General features: G+C 74.4%; 3 protein-coding genes, 1 pseudogene and 1 riboswitch. Of the genes and pseudogenes, 1 reads left to right on the forward strand and 3 read right to left on the reverse strand.

Annotation, left to right across the window (positions count from 1 at the left end):
* The 3 genes from AC1DUQ_RS21225 to AC1DUQ_RS21235 all read right to left on the reverse strand — a co-directional run.
* A partial coding sequence (locus tag AC1DUQ_RS21225) for an ATP-binding cassette domain-containing protein (protein ID WP_477074574.1) occupies positions 1-284 on the reverse strand: 284 nt, incomplete at its 3' end.
* Positions 167-772 (reverse strand): ECF transporter S component, encoded by a 606-nt coding sequence (locus tag AC1DUQ_RS21230; protein WP_477062389.1) that lies wholly within the window; start codon positions 770-772, stop codon positions 167-169. The genes AC1DUQ_RS21230 and AC1DUQ_RS21225, both read right to left, overlap by 118 nt.
* A complete protein-coding gene (locus tag AC1DUQ_RS21235; protein ID WP_477074575.1) occupies positions 769-1,386 on the reverse strand; it encodes a YkoF family thiamine/hydroxymethylpyrimidine-binding protein in 618 nt (205 codons plus the stop codon). The genes AC1DUQ_RS21230 and AC1DUQ_RS21235 overlap by 4 nt, the downstream gene beginning before the upstream one ends.
* Positions 1,387-1,517: 131 nt before the next feature.
* Positions 1,518-1,635: riboswitch (TPP riboswitch) on the reverse strand.
* Positions 1,636-1,735: 100 nt separating this feature from the next.
* On the opposite strand from AC1DUQ_RS21235, the pseudogene AC1DUQ_RS21240 reads away from it, so the two are divergent.
* Positions 1,736-2,026 (forward strand): annotated as a pseudogene (locus tag AC1DUQ_RS21240) (hypothetical protein); the annotation flags it as partial.

The raw sequence follows: 2,026 nt of genomic DNA on the forward strand, positions 1-2,026 counted from the left end.
ACCACCTGCGGCACGATGCCGGCCAGCACGCGCAGCAGCGTGCTCTTGCCGGCGCCGGACCCGGCGAGCACGAGCACCTGCTCGCCCGGCTGCACGTCGAGGTCCACGCCGCGCAGCACGGGCGCGGCCGACCCGGGGAACGAGACGCCCAGACCGCGGACCTCGATCACGCGACGGGCACCGGGCTCGGCGTCGCCTCGCGGCGGGCTCGGCCCAGCGGGGTGTTGTCGAGGACCCCCGTGCGGGCGAGGGCGTCGCCGATCAGCTTCGCCGCGACACCGCACAGCAGGATCCCGCTGGCCACCTGCAGGCCCAGCCGCCACGCGAACCAGTCCTGCGTGAGCCAGCCGAACCGGACGATGCCCAGGGCGGTGCTGGCCAGACCGGCGAGCGCTCCCGAGGCCACRAAGACGCCCCAGTCGTAGCGCCGGTACCGCGTCAGGGTGAACGCCAGCTCGGCACCGGCTCCCTGCACCAGACCGACCACCAGGAGCATCGGGCCCACCGGGGAGGCGAGGAACACGACCTCGACCAGCGCGGCCGCCAGCTCCACGACGATGCCGACGCCCGGCCGTCGCACGATGTAGAGCGCGAGGGGCGCCGCCGCCATCCAGCCGCCGATGAGCACGTGCTGGGCGAGGTCACCGAACGGGCCCATCGCGATCTGGAGCGCGATCCACGCCTGCACCAGCGCCCAGTAGACGAACCCGGACACCACCGCGAGGACGGCCAGGAGGACCAGCTCGGACAGGGAGATCCGACGGCGGTTCACCGGGCACCGCCCGACGGCGAGTGCATCGACACGGTGACGTGCGTGACCACGTGCCGGACGTGGCGCGCCGCCTCCAGCCAGCCCGCCGCGACCGCGGTGAGCACGTCGGACAGGTCGCCGTCGAGACGCGTGACGAAATGCTCCGGCGACGTCGTGGCCGCCGATCCGGCCGTGCCGATGGCAGTCATGATGTGCGCCAGGTGGTCGCCGCCGGTGTCGTCCAGCGGGTACAGGGCCCAGTGCGCGCTCGCGGTCAGTCCCGTCGGGGCGAGCACCGGGACGGGGACGCGGTCCAGCAGGGCGTCGTCGGGCAGCTCGCACGCCACCTCGCCCGGGCAGCCGCGCGAGAGCAGGAGATGGGCGACGACGTGCCACCGCGTCTCTCCCGCCGCGGCCAGGACCTCGTGCACGTAGCGGATGACGTCGCCCTCGCTGCCACGCACGAAGGTCGACACGTCGTCGGTGCGGACCGTCACGCGGGAGGCGTCGGCGGCGGCGAGCGCGCTGAGGATCACCTCCACGTAGTCGTCGCAGTGCGGGTGCAGCGAGAAGCGAGCACCGACTCCGAGCTCGGTGGCTCGTCGGTCGGCGAGGGGGCTGGTCAGGGTGCTCATCGGGTCCTCCGGTGTCGCGGCGGACCCCCGGGCAGCCGCACGAGGTCGCCGGCGACGCGTCGCGACGGGTCCACCAGGAGGGCGCGCCGCAGCGCGACCGGCCCGGAGGACGCCGACCGCCGGCGCGCGGCCGACGACAGTGCCCTGCTCCCTACGCTGGCATGAACCAGATCAGGTTCCACGGGTCTGCGGGTAGGACGTGGTGTCCGGCCGCACTCTCAGCGCTCCTGCGCTCCCCGGGGGCTTGTCGACGCCGAACCTAGCCCTCCGGCGGTGGGAGCGGAAACCCCCGGTCCGACTGCTGGGCACTCCTATGCTGTCCGTCGACCGTCGACCAGGAGGTAGAGCCGTGCCGCTAGGCCGACGACGCGCTGCGCTGCTGGTCGCCCTGCTGGCGCTGACGGGCTGCACGGATGACGGCACCCGCGTCGAGCCCACCCCGACGGCGTCGAGCACCCCGAGTCCGACGCCGACCCCGACGGCGGTCACCGCTGAGACCGGCGCGCCGGCGGAGGCCGCCACGGTGCTCCCCGCGGCGACCGCCCAGGACGCGGCCCTCGAGGCGTCGCGTGCCGTGTTCGTGACCGCGCCCGTGGTGGTCGTCGCTCCCGCTGAGGACGTCGCGGCGCAGCTCACCGCC

This window comes from Cellulomonas sp. P4_B5_2, assembly GCF_056402235.1.

Bases quoted from the DNA above. Each gene is read 5' to 3' on its own strand.
- AC1DUQ_RS21235 (WP_477074575.1), bottom strand. From the start codon at position 1,386: ATGAGCACCCTGACCAGCCCCCTCGCCGACCGACGAGCCACCGAGCTC.